Source organism: Mesorhizobium sp. L103C105A0 (genome assembly GCF_000502215.1).
In the GTDB taxonomy this organism is placed as follows: Bacteria; Pseudomonadota; Alphaproteobacteria; order Rhizobiales; family Rhizobiaceae; genus Mesorhizobium.
This window is the reverse complement of the sequence record NZ_AYXF01000007.1, coordinates 190,668-205,731: the sequence shown is the minus strand read 5'-3', so window position 1 is coordinate 205,731 and position 15,064 is coordinate 190,668. Positions and strand designations below refer to the sequence as shown.

Below are 15,064 nucleotides of genomic sequence, written 5' to 3'. Positions count from 1 at the left end.
GCCAACCAATCCGCTTGGCGCTGCGGCGGACGCATAGGGGGAGAGAAGTGTCACCTATGTATCCGGTTCAAAGTGTTACCCATCTATCGGCTGGACAACCCGCCGTAAGCGCAGGTCCTGCACGAAAACTGCACATCTCTGCGGAAAACCTCCTCCGCTGCGCCCTGCCGTATCCATGCGCAGCCACCACAACAGCGGCATGCAACAGCGAAACCGTTGGTCCCTGCCCTATCGTCTCAGCAGCGAAAGCTGGTGGCTGGTCGATCCGCCTCGCACGGAGGCCGGCCTTTGCCTGGAGGCAAGCCTGCTCCCTTTTACCCCCAGACATCCGCCCGTCGGCCGGATCCAGCCCATCAGGAAAGTCCGAGCATGACGCAGTCCCTTTCCCCGACCTTTTGCCGCCGTTTCGGCATCGCCGTCCTGCTCGTGGCGCTGGCGGATTTTTTCTTTTACGGCCAGCCCGCCGGGATCACGGTGCTGCTGTTTGCCATCCTGATCGCCGGCGCGGTGGTCGCTGTGCATCCTGCCGCACTGAATTCCACCCGACCCTGGCTCAAGCCGGCCGCTTTGTTGGTCGCGCTGCTGCCGCTGGCCGAGAACGTCAGCCCGCTGTCGGTGGCGATAGCTGTCGTGGCGCTGGTGGTGTTTGCGCTGTCCCTGTCCGGGCGGCTGCGGCACGGCATCGCCCGCATTGCCGGCCAGGTCGCGCTGTTCCTCCTGGCGGCGCCGCTGCGCCTTATCCGTGACTTTTTCCAATGGCGCCGCACGGTGCGCCGGCTTGGCGGCCGCCGCATCCACCTGGCGTCCATCATCGTCTGGGTCATGCCGGTGACGCTGGGCGCGGTGTTCCTGCTGTTGTTCGGCACCGCCAATCCAGTCATCGAATACTGGCTGTCGCTGATCGACCTGATGAAGCTGCTCGATCTCATCCAGCTGGCGCGGATCGTCTTCTGGCTGTTCGTGCTCGCCGGCGTCTGGGCTTTCCTGCGGCCTCGCCTGCCGCGCTTGCTGCGCCGACCCCCACGCCGCCTTCCACCTTTGGCGCCGCCTGCAGCCGTGGCCGCACCGGCCGCGACAAAATCCGCCACGACGATCGAGGCCGTCGTCTTCGGCAAGGCCGCGATCTTGCGCGCGCTGATCGTCTTCAATGCCCTGTTTGCGCTGCAGACCGGGCTCGACGCCGCCTATCTCTGGGGCGGGGTCGCCCTTCCCGACGGGTTGAGCTATGCCGCTTATGCGCATCGCGGCGCCTATCCGCTGATCGCCACCGCGCTGCTGGCCGCCGGCTTCGTGCTGGCGGCGCTGCGGCCGGGCAGCGAAACGTCAAGCGATCCGCTGATCCGCCGACTGGTCTATGCCTGGGTGGCGCAGAACATCGTGCTGGTCATTTCGTCGATTCTCAGGCTCGATCTCTATATCGGCGTCTATGCACTGACCTACTGGCGCATCGCGGCTTTCGTCTGGATGGGGTTGGTGGCGTCAGGGCTTGTACTGATCATTGCCCGCATCGCGCTTGGAAAATCCAACGAATGGCTGCTCTCCGCCAATCTTGCGACGTTATCGGCGACGCTTTATGCCTGCTGCTTCATCAACTTCGCCGCAATGATCGCCAATTTCAATGTCGACCATTCCCTTGAAATGACCGGCGACGGCACGCCTATCGATACCGAATATCTGCGCTCGCTCGGCGCTGCCGCCATGCCGGCGCTGGACCGCCTCTACATGCACCAATTCGGAAACCAAACCACCTGTCTGGCCGACCAAATGATGATCGACGACACTATCGCCGAGCAGAAGCAGTGGCGCGCCTGGAGCTTTCGCGGCTGGAGGCTCCTGCAGGTTCTCGACAAGAGAGGTCCGCTCGTGCTTCCTCCACCTACCCAGCCCTCGCAACCTTCAGTGCCGGACCGTTAGATCCATGCCGCATCAGATCCTGGTCGCCGACGACGATCCGCACATTCGCGAGATCATCTGCTTTGCGCTGGAAAAGGCCGGGATGAAGACGCAGGCCGTGTCCGACGGCGCCGCGGCCCTGCAGGCGATCGAGCGCCGCGTGCCCGACCTCGTCGTGCTCGACATCGGCATGCCGGAGATGGACGGGCTGGAAGTCTGCCGGCGGCTGAGGCAGCGCTCCGACGTGCCGGTTCTGTTCCTGTCCGCGCGCGACGAGGAAATCGACCGCATCCTCGGGCTCGAAATGGGCGGCGACGACTACGTGACGAAACCGTTCAGCCCGCGCGAACTGGTGGCGCGCGTCAACGTCATCCTGCGCCGCGCCCGCCCGGTGGCGCCGGACCCCGCCGATGACAAGAACTTTGCGCATGGCAAGCTCAGCCTGGTGCCGGCCAGCCATGGCGCCAGTTTCGACGGCAAGGCGCTGGCGCTGACGGCGATCGAATTCTCGATCCTGAAAGGATTTCTGGCGCGGCCGGCGCATGTGCTGGGGCGCGACCTGGTGGTCGCTAGCGCCTATGCCGCCAACATCCATGTCGCCGACCGTACCGTCGATAGCCACATCCGCAACATCCGCGCCAAGCTGGCGGCGGCAGGCTGTCTCGACGCCATCGAAACCGTGCATGGCGTCGGTTTCCGGCTTGGCCGATGCGGCGCCTGAGCGACGCCAAGTGGATCGGCACCAAATGGCGGCCAAGGCTGGCCACGGTGGTCCTCGCCATCCTCATCATGGTGCTGGCGCTGCCGCTGGTCGGCCTGTTCTTCTTCCGGCTCTATGAAAACCAGCTGATCCGCCAGACCGAGGGCGAGTTGATCGCGCAAGGCGCCGTCATCGCCGCCATCTATGCGCAGAATATCAGTGACGCCGGCATTGCCCCGGAGAAGCTTGGGGTGCCGATGCAGGCTGACAGCGGCGACGCCAGCCGCGGCGAGGATTCGCCGTACCAGCCGATCGAGCCAAGTCTCGATCTCGCTTCCGACTACCTGCTGCCGACCCGACCCGCCGGCGTCGCTGCCGCCACCGATCCGGCCTTCGCGGCGATCGGCGCCAGCCTGTCCGGCATTCTCGACACGACGCAAAAAACCACGCTGGCCGGCTTCCGGCTGCTCGATCCGCGCGGCGTTGTCATTGCAGGGCGCGATGAGGTCGGACTGTCGCTCGCCCATGTCGAAGAGGTGCGCACCGCCCTTGCCGGCCACTACGCCAGCGTGTTGAGACAAAGAATTCCCGACCAGCCGCCACCGCCCCTCTATTCGGTCAGCCGCGGCACGAAAGTTCGCGTCTTTGTCGCCATGCCGATCGCGGTCGACGGCCATGTCGCCGGCGTGATCTACCTGTCTCGAACGCCGAACAACATCGTCAAGCATCTCTATGGCGAACGCGGCAAGGTGACGCTGGCGGCCATCGCCATGCTCTTCGGCACGCTGCTGATCGCGCTGGTCTTCCTGCGCACCGTCAGCCGGCCGATCTACGCGCTGATGGAGCGCACGAGGCGCATCGCCGCCGGCGACCGCGACGCCATCCGGCCGCTCGACCATCACGGCACGCGCGAAATGGCCGAGCTGTCCGCCGCCTTCCTCGACATGGCCGAAAAGCTGCAGGCGCGCTCCGACTCGATCCAGACTTTCGCCACCCATGTCTCGCACGAGCTCAAATCGCCGCTGACGGCGATCCAGGGCGCGGCCGAACTCTTGCGCGATTCCGGCGAGGCGATGGACGCGGCAGAGCGCAAGCGGTTTTCCGGCAACATCGTCAACGATGCCGGAAGGCTCAATCTGCTGGTGCGGCGCCTGCTCGATCTGGCGCGCGCGGAAAACCTGGCGCCGAGCGGCGAAAGCACGTCGCTCGATGCGGCGCTGGCATTGCTGCCGGTGGACGGCAGGCTGGCTGTGACCATCGAGACGGGCGGCGAAACTGGTCTGCGCATATCGGCCGAGAATGCGGCGATCGTGCTTGCCAACCTGATCGACAATTCCGCCAGGCACGGCGCGACCCAGGTTTTGCTGGCGGCTGCCAGCGCCGAAGGCAAGGTGACCATTGCGGTCAGCGACGACGGCGCCGGCATCTCGCCGAGCAACAGGGCACGCATTTTCGAGCCGTTCTTCACCACGCGGCGCGAATCCGGCGGGACCGGCATGGGCCTAGGCATAGTGCTGGCCCTCCTGAAAGCGCATGATGGCACGATCGCGCTGGTTGACTCCGGGCGCGGCACGCGCTTCGAGATCATTGTGCCGGGGGCATGAAGGATGCCGGCGGCCGGATCGGAGAAAAACGTGCGCTACGACATCGTCATCATCGGCGGAGCCATCGTCGGCTCCTCGGTCGCCTACTACCTTCGCGAGGAAGGCTTTTCCGGCTCCATCGCGCTGATCGAACGCGACCCGCAATTCGCCCATGCGGCAACGACGCTGTCCATGGCCTCGATCCGTCAGCAATTCTCGATTCCGGAAAATATCCGGCTGTCGCAGTTCACGCTAAACCTGTTCCGGCGGCTGAAGGAGACCTTCGGCACCGACGCCGATATCGGTTTTCGCGAAGGCGGCTATCTCATCCTGGCCGGCGAGGCCGGGTTGCCGATCCTGAAAGCCAACCACCAAGCACAGGTCGCCGAGGGCGCCGACATTCTGCTCGAGGATGCCGACCAGCTGGCAAAGCGCTTTGCCTGGCTGTCGACCGAAGGCATCAGCGCCGGCGCCTTCGGCCGCACCGGCGAGGGCTGGTTCGACGCTCATGCCATGTTGACGCTGTTTCGCAAGGCATTGCGTGACAGACAAATAGATTTCATCGCCGCCGATGTCACCGGCATTGAGAGGCAGGGCAACCGCGCCACCGGCGTGGACCTCGACAATGGCGAAAGACTGCAAGCCGGCATCGTCGTCAACGCCGCCGGGCCGAATGCCGGCAAGGTGGCCGGCATGGCGGGACTCGTGCTGCCCGTCGAGCCGCGCAAGCGCAACGTTTTCGTCTTCGAGGCGCGGGAAAAATACGTCGACATGCCGCTGCTGGTCGACCCATCCGGCATCTATGTCCGGCCTGAAGGCTCGGTCTATCTCACCGGCGGCGCCGAACCGGAGGAGGGCGATGGCCCCGCCGACCCCCGGGATTTCGACGTCGACTGGGCGCTGTTCGAAGAGATGATCTGGCCGGTGCTGGCAACCCGCATTCCGGCTTTCGAAGCAATCAAGCCGACCCGCGCCTGGGCCGGCCATTACGACTACAACACGCTCGACCAGAACGCGGTCATCGGACCGCATCCCGAGGTCGAGAATTTCATCTTCGCCAACGGGTTCTCAGGGCATGGGCTGCAGCAGGCGCCGGCCGTCGGCAAGGCGCTAGCGGAGCTTTTGGTGCATGGCGGGTATCGGACCGTGGATTGCTCGGCGTTCGGGTACGCCAGAGTGGCCGAAGGAAGGGCGTTCCGGGAATTGAATGTGATTTGAGGCGGGCGGAATAGGATCGCTCTGTCGAGTTCCCGCCCACCCCCCTCTGCCCTGCCGGGCATCTCCCCCGCAAGGGGGGAGATGGCAGCTTCGGCGAAGGCGCCATTCTTGCAACGTCGGCGATTGGCGAAAGCGGTCGCGGCATCTGATCTCCCCCCTTGCGGGGGAGATGGCCGGCAGGCCAGAGGGGGGTGCTGTCCCGCGAGCGTCTAAGCAACCATCGCACTGACAGCCATCGCGTTGCCCAGTGCATGCCCGGCGGCCGTGTTGTCGAAAATGCCCCAGACCTCGGCACCGGAAGCGGCCGCTGCTTCCACTTGCCGCGCAAACCGGTCGAGCGTTTCGGCATTGTAACCCGAATAGTAGATGCGCGGCGCGCCGTGCCAGCGGAAATAGGCAAGGCCGGGCGAGCCACCCGGCCCTGCTGCCTCCGGAACCGAAGCCGGGTCGGCGGCGACCCGTGCGACCTGGTGACCGGCCAGCAGTGCGTCCGCCTCGGCGCCAAACCAGCTGGGATGGCGCGGCTCGCATGCCAGCCTTGCCCGGATACGCTTGCCCAACATGTCGAAGAAACCGCCGGCGACCTCCGGCTCGAAGGGCAGGCTTGGCGGCAGCTGCACCAGAAGCACGCTCAGCTTTTCGCCGAGACCTTCGACCTGCCCGAGAAAGTCCTCTGTCAGCCCCTCGCAATCGGCGAGGCGATGCTCATGGGTCATGCTCTTCGGTGCCTTGACCGCGAAGCGGAAGTGCTCCGGCACGGCGTGCGCCCAGCGCTCATAGGTCTCGCGGCGGTGCGGTTTGTAGAAGGAGGTGTCGATTTCCACGACCGGAAAGCATTTTGCGTAACGTTCGAGATGCGACCCGGGCTGCGGAAGTCAGCCTTGTATCGAGACGGAATTCCCCATCCGGCGGTGCCTATCAGAGATCGGCGATTTCCCATGCTGCGGATGTGGACCGGATGAAGCGCGGGTCAAGGGCGACAAGGAGGCGTTGCTCCGCGGGGTCCTGAACACCGTTCCGGATTGCCGAGAACCTTGCCCCGCCTTGACTGCCCAACCCGATCGGCAATTGCGCCCGACGCTCGTCAGCCCTCGCGGGAGAACCAGAACGCGTCGGCCATTCGCGTCATGCCAATACGCTCATAGAAGCCGACGGCGTCGGGCATCGAGATCAGGCTGATGGCGACCGAAGGCCCAAGCTGCCGGCGGGCCTCGTCCATCAGGCCCTTGCCGATGCCGACGCCTTGCGCCGATTGCGACACGGCGAGCTCTGAGACGTAGCACACCCAGGAAAAATCGGTGATGGCCCTGATAACGCCGATCAGCGGCCTGCCTTCGATGTCGAGCCGCGCCGTGAGCACCAGGTTCGCGCCTGAAAGCATCGCTTGCAGCCGGGCGTCGTCATCGACGGGGCGTGTTTCGCCGAGCGTGGATTCGACCAGCACGCGGCGGAATTCAGCGACGTCGAGCTCAGGCTCACTGGCATAGATAATATTCGATTGTGTGGTCATGGGCGCAAGGTGCACCAGCGGCGGCCGGTTTTAAAGACGTTTGCCGCCGATCTTTCGATCGGGCCGCGCACCAACAGTTGCCTTTTATTTGCCGGCGGCTTTGTGTAAACCGGGCGCAGCAAACCCTGACGCAACGAATTCGATCAAGAACGGGCAAAAGCCATGGAAAAATTCACCAAGCTCACCGGCGTCGCCGCACCGATGCCGATCGTCAATGTCGACACCGACATGATCATCCCCAAGGATTATCTCAAGACGATCAAGCGCACCGGGCTCGGCAGCGGCCTGTTCGCCGAAATGCGCTACAAGGACGATGGCTCGGAAAACCCCGACTTCGTGCTCAACAAGCCAGCCTACCGCAAGGCGCAGATCCTGGTCGCCGGCGACAATTTCGGCTGCGGTTCGAGCCGCGAACACGCGCCGTGGGCGCTGCTCGATTTCGGCATTCGCTGCGTCATCTCGACGTCGTTCGCCGACATTTTCTACAACAACTGCTTCAAGAACGGAATCCTGCCGATCACCGTCAGCCCCGAAGACCTGGAGAAGCTGATGGACGACGCCTCGCGCGGCTCCAATGCGACGGTGTCGGTCGACCTCGAGGCCAAGGAAATCCGCGGCCCCGACGGCGGCGTGGTCACCTTCGACCTCGACGACTTCAAGCGCCACTGCCTGCTGAACGGTCTCGACGATATCGGCCTGACCATGGAGAAGGCCGGCGCCATCGCCTCGTTCGAGAAGAAGAACGCTGCCGAGCGTCCTTGGGCCTGAGTGGTACGAGATGGCCCGGCCGCCACAAAGCCGGGTTCGTGGCGGCTGAACGGAGGGGACAGTCATGACACGTTTTCTTCTTGCCGGCGCCTGCGCGCTGGCGTGGATGCTGATGCCGGTGGCCGGCGCGCAAGCACAGACCGACAAGATACTCGTGCCGGCAGAAGATCCGTCCGCCGCCGATCCGGGCGCGTCGAACAATGCGGCCCTGGCGGACGATGACAGCCAGGGGCCGGTCCCGTTCGAGGGCGGGCAGCTGACCATCACCCAGCCGGAGCAGGATGGCGAGAAGGTGCTGGCCTATGACGGCAAGCAGCTGGCCAGCAATTATGACGTGTTCTTCGACAGAACAGTCAAGGTCGGCGGCGTCGACGTGGCGCTGGTCGATGTCGGCGACGGCGGCAACCAGTGCGGCCCGGCCAAGGTCATCGTCTGGAAGCCGGAAGGCGGCGAGATACAAAGCCTCAAGGTCGAACAGGACGAATGCGGGGCGCCACCGGCGGCGGTGGCCGACAACGCCATCTATTTCGTGCCGTATCTGTTGCCGGGCGATACGAAGCAAGCGCTGCAATGGTCGCCCAGCGACGGGCTGACGATCTCGGGCGACCTGACCTACGCGCCGGAGCCGGGTACGGACTGGAAGGACGTCGATCCGGCCAAATACCAGAACATCATCGACGCCTTCCACAATGAGGCCGTCTACAAGGCGGCGCAGACGCTACTCGGCGACACCATGCCCGACATGGCGACCAGCCTGCTGGTCGGCGGCGGCACCGAAAAGACGGCGTCGGGCGCCTTCTACGCCACCGGCTGCGTGCCGCACGCATGCGGCAGCAATGACGGTTTCATGGCGGTCGACCCGGCCAAGCACACGCTCTACTTCGCCCGGCGCGGCGACAATGGCGAGCCGCAGGCGTGGCCTGACGTGAAGACCTGGCCTGCGGATGTGAAGGAAGCAATGGACAAGGCGCAGGAGTCGGGGAACTAGAGTTCGCGGCAGCGCGGCCAACACTCGGTGTTCATGCTTGTTCCGTCGCGATCCGTCACACCCCCCTCTGCCCTGCCGGGCATCTCCCGCTCAAGGGGGGAGATCAGACGTCACTCTGGCTTTCGCCAATCGCAAATGTGGAAAGCGAGAAAGGCGTCCGAACTGCTAATCTCCCCCCTTGAGGGGGAGATGGCCGGCAGGCCAGAGGGGGGTGCTGTCCCGCCGACGACCAAGATTTGCACCTGACTTGGCCCATGGCCCGGCCGGCCCTTTCCCTGCAAAAGTGTCCGAAACCACAGCGAGGCTCCATGCGCACACTCATCTCCACCGGTTCGCCCTTCGAAAAAACCGCCGGCTATTCGCGCGCGGTGGTGCAGGGCGACTGGTGCTTCGTGTCGGGAACGACCGGCTATGACTATGCGACGATGACCATGCCGGAAACGGTGGAGGCGCAGACGCGCAATTGCCTGGCGACAATCGCGGAGGCGCTGAGGGATGGCGGCTTCGACATGGCCGATGTGGTGCGGGCGCATTACTACATCACAGACCGGGCCATCGTGGACGTCGTCTTCCCCATCCTCGGCGAGGCTTTCGGCGAGATCAGGCCGGCGGCGACGATGATCGTGTGCCAGCTCAACAAGCCGGAAATGAAGATCGAGATCGAAGTCACGGCGCTGCGGCGTACGGCTTGAGGAGGCAAAGCCATGACGGTCCGGCGCATCGTGGCGAATATCGGGACACCAGACGCGGCAGCGGCGAAACGCTTCTATCAGGACGTGCTTGGCCTCGATGTGCTGATGGATCAGGGCTGGATCGTCACCTTAGGCTCCGACGCACGGATGCAGGTGCAGATCAGCTTCATGGCCCAGGGCGGCTCCGGCACGCCGGTGCCGGACCTCTCCATCGAGGTCGACGATGTCGATGCGGCGCTGCAACGCATGAAGGCCGCCGGCTTTGCCATCGAGTATGGTCCCGCCGACGAACCCTGGGGCGTACGGCGGTTTTATGTGCGCGATCCGTTCGGCCGGTTGGTGAATATTTTGTCGCACAAGTGATTTGTTCCTCTCCCCCGCCTCTGGCCACGGCGAGGAACCCAGGTCTTGAGACGCGGGCGCCGTCGTAGCGTTCTTCATCCCCTTGCGCCGCAAGCTCTTGGCGTTTAGCAAGGCCGCGGTTTCTCCAAACAGTGTTGGGACGGTTCTCCATGGCTTCGAAAAATCTTCTCCTGCTCGCCGGCGACGGCATCGGCCCCGAGGCGATGGCCGAGGTGAAGAAGCTGATCGCGGCCATGAACGCAAAGCTCGGCAGCGGTTTTGCCACTGATGAAGGCTTGGTCGGCGGCTGTGCCTACGACGCGCATGGCGCGGCGATTTCGGATGCCGACATGGCAAAGGCGATGGCTGCGGACGCCGTGCTGTTCGGCGCCGTCGGCGGGCCGAAATGGGACAAGGTGCCTTACGAGGTGCGTCCCGAGGCCGGGTTGCTACGGCTGCGCAAGGATATGGAGCTGTTCGCCAATCTCCGGCCCGCCATCTGCTATCCGGCGCTGGCCGCGTCGTCCTCGCTGAAGCAGGAAGTCGTCGAGGGCCTCGACATATTGATCGTGCGCGAGCTTACCGGCGGCGTCTATTTCGGCGAGCCGAAGCAGATCATCGATCTCGGCAACGGCCAGAAGCGCGGGATCGACACGCAGGTCTACGACACGTTCGAGATCGAGCGGATTTCAGGCGTCGCCTTCGAGCTGGCGCGCACGCGCAAGAACCACGTGACATCGATGGAAAAGCGCAACGTCATGAAATCCGGCGTGCTGTGGAACGAGGTCGTCACCCAGACCCAGAAGACTCGCTATGCCGACGTCAAGCTCGACCACATGCTGGCCGATGCCGGCGGCATGCAGTTGGTGCGCTGGCCAAAGCAGTTCGACGTCATCGTCACCGACAATCTGTTCGGCGACATGCTGTCCGACATCGCCGCCATGCTGACCGGATCGATCGGCATGCTGCCGTCGGCCTCGCTCGGCGCGCCCGATGTGAAGACCAGGAAGCGCAAGGCGCTGTACGAGCCGGTGCATGGCTCGGCGCCCGACATTGCCGGACAGGGCATCGCCAACCCGATCGCCATGATCGCGTCGTTTGCCATGTGCATGCGATATTCCTTCGGCATGGTCGATGAGGCCGACAAGCTCGAAGGCGCAATAGCCGCCGTGCTCGACGACGGGCTCCGGACGAAGGATATTTTGTCCGAGGGCATGACCGAAGTCGGCACTGTCGCAATGGGCGATGCCATCATCGCCAAGTTCCTGGCTTAGCGGCCGACTCAGCGGATCTCGCCGGCCAGCCGTTTCAGCAGGCCGACGAGTTGCGCCTCATCCACGGTTGAGAAAAAAGCAGCGTCGGCGGCTTCGACGGCGACGATAGCGCGCTGGACTGCGGCCGTCCCCGTCGTGGAGACGCGGATCACCTTGGCGCGGGAATCCCGCGGGTCGGTGTCCCGCACAATCAGTCCCTTTGCCTCAAGCCGGGCGACGACGTCCGACGTCATCTTCACCTCGGTGCCGGCCTGCGCGGCGAGTTGGACCTGGTTGGGCGGCTCGCCATAGCGGCCGAGCCACATCGCCGAAGCCAGCAGCACGAACTGGACATGGGTAAGGTCAAGCGGGGCCAGCGCCGCCGTCATGACGCGCTGCCAGCGCATGGTGGTTCGCCAGAGCAGCAAGCCGGGGCTCTCGGATGGTCCGCTGAAGCGCGTGTTCAGATCCCCTTGATCAGCCACCGTTCGCCAACACCATTGCCTGCTCGAACAGTTTAGCCATCGAAGTGTCGAAATCGCCGCTGATCTGCGGCCCGAGCTCTGGTCCGACCTCGGCGGCCGATGGGCCGGAAATCTCGAGGCGATGAGTCACTTGAGTGCCACCCTCGACCGGCGTCAGCGTATGCCTGAACAGCAGTTTCGTGTCGCCGAAGAGGTCTCGTCGGCATAGGTTACAGCGTCGACGAGGTCGACGATCGTCGATTCGAAGGTGTCCTGCCCGACGGGCGTTACAGAGACGCGGGTGCCCTTGGCGAACGGGCCGTGCAGCACGAAGGTATCGGAGCCTTCGTAGGTGAGGCGGCCTTCGTGCAGCGCCTTGAGCGCGTTCCAGATGGCCTGCGCCGAAAGGGGGGAAATTGCGGTGTACTCGTTGGTCCACATTTGTCTTGGCTCCATCATCCGTTTTCGATCGTCGATTTGATGATTGCACAGATTGTCTGTGCACAGACTAAATGGCAAGAGAAATATTTCGTTCGTCCGGTCAAAACAGCAGCTGCCTTCCCGGCTGCGACCTAAGCCATTGTTATAGCACGGCTGTCCGCAAACAGCCGGCTGCTCATTTCTTGGCGCGGGTCTAGGCTCCGCCTCCTCCAGGCACCGGCCCCCACTGGTTTTCGTGGGCCTGGGTCGGGATCAATCCGAGTATCAGCGCGAGGATCAGCGTAGCCGGAGCGAACATGAAGGTGATTGCGAAGTAAGGTATTGCCAGCCAGCCGGTCAGGCCGATGTCGTGCAAGCGGCGCACGACGAGCCCGACCCAGGGCAGGAACGTCGCTAGCCAAAACAGCCCCCAGACGCCGATCATCACAATCGGCCAGTTGCCGGCATCGAAATTGCCGACGGCCTGGTCGGCGAGGGCGCCGGCAATTCCGACCAGGATGAAGCTGACGGTCCAGAACAGGCAGTAGCCCCAGAATTCCTTGCGGCGGGCGCGTTCGGCGAAGTTGATGTAGTTGCGCGTCACGCCTCGCCAGAAATAACCCGGCAGTCCGCTATCGCGAACCGCGCCGTCTTCCGCCAGGCGGCCGAAATGCTGTGGGGCGGCTGAAGCGGCAGCCGCCTTGGGCGGCGCGGCGCTTGCCGCTGGCGCAGCGGTGGCGGGACTGGCGGGCTGGGCGCGGATTGAAAAAACGTCGCGCGCCTGACCGCTTGCCGGCAGAAACTCGACCACAGCGCCGTTCGCGATCACGGTATCACGGCGCAGATCCTCGCGCGCGAAGGTGTAGCGGTTGCCGTCCGCCCCGGTGATGAAGCCGAAACCCTGGGCCTCGTCATAGTGAAGAACTTCGCCGCGCATTTAGCCTCGCCCCCGTGCAGGCACAGACTGTTCAAAGTTGCGGCGGACTGCAAGGGGGTGGACGAAATGGAGGGCGAACGGTTCAGGCATGAGTTGCTTTATTTTCCGGTGCGTTGGCGCTGCCCCTCACCTGCCTGCCGGCATCCTCTCCCCGTATAGTGGCGGGGAGAGGGGTCGCTGTTATCGACGATTCCGCCAATCGCCAACGTTGCAAGAGAGCGCCAAGGCTGCGGTCAGCCCTTTCTCCCCGTCACTATACGGGGAGAAACGCCCGGCAGGGCAATGAGGGGCAGCGCCTGCATCTGTAATTGGCCGATAAGAGCCTCAAACCGGCCGCTTCTTCGGTTTCTTGTTCTTCGGCGGTCCAGCCTTGTCGAATTTCGGTTTCCCGGCCCAAGGCTTTGCATCGCCGGGGGGCCGTTCCCGCTTCTCGAATTTCGGCTTGTGTGCGCTTTGCGGCGCCTCGAACGGGCGCTTGCCGCGATGCGGCTTCTTGTCGGGCTTCGGCGCCTGGTAGCCGGCCCGCGACAGGTCGGGCGTGCCGTCCAGGCGCTTCACCGCAATGTTGCCCTGCAATTTCTTGTCGGGGCCGACGGCGGCGAGGAAGCGATCGGCCCAGTCGGCCGCGATCTGCACGTAGGTCTCATCCTGCTGCATCTTGATGGAGCCGATCTCGCGCTTGGAGATGTTGCCGGTGCGGCACAGCATCGGGATCAGCCAGCGCGGCTCGGCATTTTGCTTGCGCCCGATCGACAGCGAGAACCAGACACTGTCGCCGAAGTCGTCGCGCCGGCTTGGCGCTTCATCGCGGCGCTCGAATTTTTCGCCCGCCGGTTTGTCACGCGAAGGCGTGAACGGTGCGACATCCGTAAGCTCCTCGGGCGCCGAGCGGCTGGCGCGGCATTGGCGCACGAAGGCGGCCGCAATCTGTTCGGCGCCATGCCTGGCCAGAAGCGTGTCGACGAAACCGCGCTCGTCCTCGGCTACCGGCTCGTCGAAGACTGGATCGGCAAGGATGCGCTCGTCATCGCGCTTGATCACGTCGTCGGCCGAGGGCGGGCTCGCCCATGTCGCCTTCAGCCCTGCATTCTGCAGCAGGCGCTCGGTGCGCTTGCGGGCGCCGTTGGGCACGATCAGCGCGCTGACACCCTTGCGGCCGGCGCGGCCGGTACGGCCGCTGCGATGCAGCAGCGTTTCGGGATTGGTCGGCAGATCGGCATGGATGACCAGTTCGAGATTGGGCAGGTCGATGCCGCGCGCGGCGACATCCGTGGCGATGCAGACTTTGGCGCGTCCGTCGCGCATCGCCTGCAGCGCGTGGGTGCGTTCGTTCTGGCTGAGCTCGCCCGACAATGCGACGACGGAAAAATTGCGGTTGTTGAAGCGTGCCGTCAGATGATTGACGGCGGCGCGGGTGTTGCAGAACACCAGCGCGTTCTTCGCCTCGTAAAAGCGCAGCACGTTGATGATGGCGTTCTCGCGGTCGGGATAGGCGACATTCAGCGCCCGGTATTCGATATCGAGATGCTGCTTTTCCTCGCCGCCGGCCGAGATGCGTACGGCGTCGCGCTGATAGCCTTGCGCCAGCGTGGCGATCGAGCGCGGCACGGTGGCCGAAAACATCAGCGTGCGGCGCTGAGCCGGTGCGGCATCGAGGATGAATTCGAGGTCCTCGCGAAAGCCCAGGTCGAGCATCTCGTCGGCCTCGTCCAGCACCACGGCTTTCAGCGCCGACATGTCGAGGGAGTTGCGGGTGATGTGGTCGCGCAGGCGGCCGGGCGTGCCGACGACGATGTGGGCGCCGCGCTCCAGCACGCGCCGTTCGGAGCGCATGTCCATGCCGCCGACGCAGGACGCGACGGTGGCGCCGGTCGGCGCGTAGAGCCATTGCAATTCGCGCATCACCTGCAGAGCGAGCTCGCGCGTCGGCGCCACGGCCAGCGCCAGCGGTGCGCCAGCCTGGTCAAAACGTTCGGCGCTTCCAAGAAGGGTCGGCGCCAAAGCGAGGCCGAAGGCGACGGTCTTGCCTGAGCCGGTCTGCGCCGACACCAGAGCGTCGGACTCGCCGAGCTCCAGCACGGCCTTCTGCACTGGCGTCAGCTCGGTATAGCCGCGTTTTTCCAGCGCTTCTGCCAGCGCAGGAACAATAGCTTCGAAATTGGACATCTCACTCTTTCGGAATTCAGGGTCTGGGCTCATCATGGAGCACATGCCGGGGCTGACGCACGCCAGCCAAACACTATTTGGGCGTTCGTACTTCTTGCGGCCGCTATTGTACAGGGCAGGCGTGTGCCTG

16 protein-coding genes are annotated in these 15,064 nt (G+C 64.4%); 9 read left to right on the top strand and 7 right to left on the bottom strand.

What is annotated here, in order from left to right; translation table 11 throughout:
• The first annotated feature begins 369 nt into the window (after positions 1–369).
• The 4 genes from X727_RS144140 to X727_RS144155 are packed head-to-tail and all read left to right on the top strand — an operon-like array spanning position 370 to position 5,394.
• Complete coding sequence (locus X727_RS144140) at positions 370–1,914, top strand: DUF4173 domain-containing protein (RefSeq protein WP_023746473.1); 1,545 nt, start codon at positions 370–372, stop codon at positions 1,912–1,914.
• A gap of 4 nt (positions 1,915–1,918) precedes the next feature.
• Positions 1,919–2,614, top strand: coding sequence for a response regulator transcription factor (locus tag X727_RS144145; RefSeq protein ID WP_023746474.1), 696 nt, complete (start codon positions 1,919–1,921; stop codon positions 2,612–2,614).
• Positions 2,602–4,197 (top strand): HAMP domain-containing sensor histidine kinase, encoded by a 1,596-nt coding sequence (locus tag X727_RS144150; RefSeq protein ID WP_023746475.1) that lies wholly within the window; start codon positions 2,602–2,604, stop codon positions 4,195–4,197. The genes X727_RS144145 and X727_RS144150 overlap by 13 nt, the downstream gene beginning before the upstream one ends.
• A 30-nt stretch (positions 4,198–4,227) precedes the next feature.
• Positions 4,228–5,394, top strand: a complete 1,167-nt coding sequence (locus X727_RS144155; RefSeq protein ID WP_023834713.1) for an FAD-binding oxidoreductase — start codon at positions 4,228–4,230, stop codon at positions 5,392–5,394.
• 209 nt (positions 5,395–5,603) lie between these two features.
• Here X727_RS144155 and X727_RS01000000164955 read toward each other — a convergent pair whose 3' ends face one another.
• Positions 5,604–6,218, bottom strand: coding sequence for a DUF72 domain-containing protein (locus X727_RS01000000164955; protein WP_348524532.1), 615 nt, complete (start codon positions 6,216–6,218; stop codon positions 5,604–5,606).
• 260 nt (positions 6,219–6,478) lie between these two features.
• Positions 6,479–6,904, bottom strand: coding sequence for a GNAT family N-acetyltransferase (locus X727_RS144160; RefSeq protein WP_023834712.1), 426 nt, complete (start codon positions 6,902–6,904; stop codon positions 6,479–6,481).
• Positions 6,905–7,066: 162 nt separating this feature from the next.
• Between X727_RS144160 and leuD the strand changes: the two genes are divergently transcribed.
• The 5 genes from leuD (at position 7,067) to leuB (ending at position 10,968) form a co-directional block, all read left to right on the top strand.
• Entirely contained in the window at positions 7,067–7,672 is a 606-nt protein-coding gene (gene leuD, locus X727_RS144165) for a 3-isopropylmalate dehydratase small subunit (RefSeq protein ID WP_023694556.1), read from the top strand.
• Between the two features lie 64 nt (positions 7,673–7,736).
• Positions 7,737–8,660, top strand: a complete 924-nt coding sequence (locus X727_RS144170; RefSeq protein WP_023834711.1) for a hypothetical protein — start codon at positions 7,737–7,739, stop codon at positions 8,658–8,660.
• A 308-nt stretch (positions 8,661–8,968) separates the two neighbouring features.
• Positions 8,969–9,352, top strand: a complete 384-nt coding sequence (locus tag X727_RS144175; protein WP_023683820.1) for a RidA family protein — start codon at positions 8,969–8,971, stop codon at positions 9,350–9,352.
• Between the two features lie 12 nt (positions 9,353–9,364).
• Positions 9,365–9,715: a VOC family protein gene (locus X727_RS144180; RefSeq protein ID WP_023683821.1), complete on the top strand. Its 351-nt coding sequence runs from the start codon at positions 9,365–9,367 to the stop codon at positions 9,713–9,715.
• A gap of 149 nt (positions 9,716–9,864) precedes the next feature.
• Positions 9,865–10,968 (top strand): 3-isopropylmalate dehydrogenase, encoded by a 1,104-nt coding sequence (gene leuB, locus X727_RS144185; RefSeq protein ID WP_023683822.1) that lies wholly within the window; start codon positions 9,865–9,867, stop codon positions 10,966–10,968.
• 8 nt (positions 10,969–10,976) lie between these two features.
• Here the strand turns inward: leuB and X727_RS144190 are convergent, their stop codons facing one another.
• The 5 genes from X727_RS144190 to X727_RS144200 form a co-directional block, all read right to left on the bottom strand.
• Positions 10,977–11,354: a MarR family transcriptional regulator gene (locus tag X727_RS144190; RefSeq protein WP_023683823.1), complete on the bottom strand. Its 378-nt coding sequence runs from the start codon at positions 11,352–11,354 to the stop codon at positions 10,977–10,979.
• A gap of 70 nt (positions 11,355–11,424) precedes the next feature.
• Positions 11,425–11,562 (bottom strand): hypothetical protein, encoded by a 138-nt coding sequence (locus X727_RS1000000169130; protein WP_023683824.1) that lies wholly within the window; start codon positions 11,560–11,562, stop codon positions 11,425–11,427.
• 23 nt (positions 11,563–11,585) lie between these two features.
• Positions 11,586–11,852: a hypothetical protein gene (locus X727_RS1000000169125; RefSeq protein ID WP_023683825.1), complete on the bottom strand. Its 267-nt coding sequence runs from the start codon at positions 11,850–11,852 to the stop codon at positions 11,586–11,588.
• Positions 11,853–12,045: 193 nt separating this feature from the next.
• Entirely contained in the window at positions 12,046–12,768 is a 723-nt protein-coding gene (locus X727_RS144195; RefSeq protein WP_023683826.1) for a DUF805 domain-containing protein, read from the bottom strand.
• Positions 12,769–13,092: 324 nt separating this feature from the next.
• A complete protein-coding gene (locus tag X727_RS144200) occupies positions 13,093–14,934 on the bottom strand; it encodes a DEAD/DEAH box helicase (protein ID WP_023828756.1) in 1,842 nt (613 codons plus the stop codon).
• Positions 14,935–15,064 lie beyond the last annotated feature (130 nt).